Source organism: Paraburkholderia sp. BR13439 (genome assembly GCF_040948805.1).
Lineage (GTDB): Bacteria > Pseudomonadota > Gammaproteobacteria > Burkholderiales > Burkholderiaceae > Paraburkholderia > Paraburkholderia youngii.
This window is the reverse complement of record NZ_JBFPKN010000183.1, coordinates 1-294: the sequence shown is the minus strand read 5'-3', so window position 1 is coordinate 294 and position 294 is coordinate 1. Positions and strand designations below refer to the sequence as shown.

Sequence of the window (294 nt, the reverse complement as noted above, 5' to 3'; positions counted from 1 at the left end):
TGGGAAAGGCACTGCGCACCCTGCGCTCGCGGGTGGGTCGGGTCATGCGCGACGTCGAACGGCAACTCGACACGGTGGTTGATAACAGGCGAGCTGAGCTGCAGGAACTGATTGCCCGCACGAAGCGGATCCTGACGCAGAAGACGAAGGACAGGAACAAGCTTTACGCGCTGCACGCACCGGAAGTTGAATGTCTGGCGAAGGGCAAAGTTCGTACGCCGTACGAATTCGGCGTCAAGGTGTCGATCACGACGACGCATCGGGAGGGACTGGTGGTAGGTGCCCGCTCGATGC

At 61.2% G+C, this 294-nt stretch carries 1 pseudogene; it reads left to right on the top strand.

Going from position 1 to position 294, the window contains the following annotated elements:
* A pseudogene (locus AB3X96_RS42785) lies at nucleotides 1-294 on the top strand (IS5/IS1182 family transposase); the annotation flags it as partial.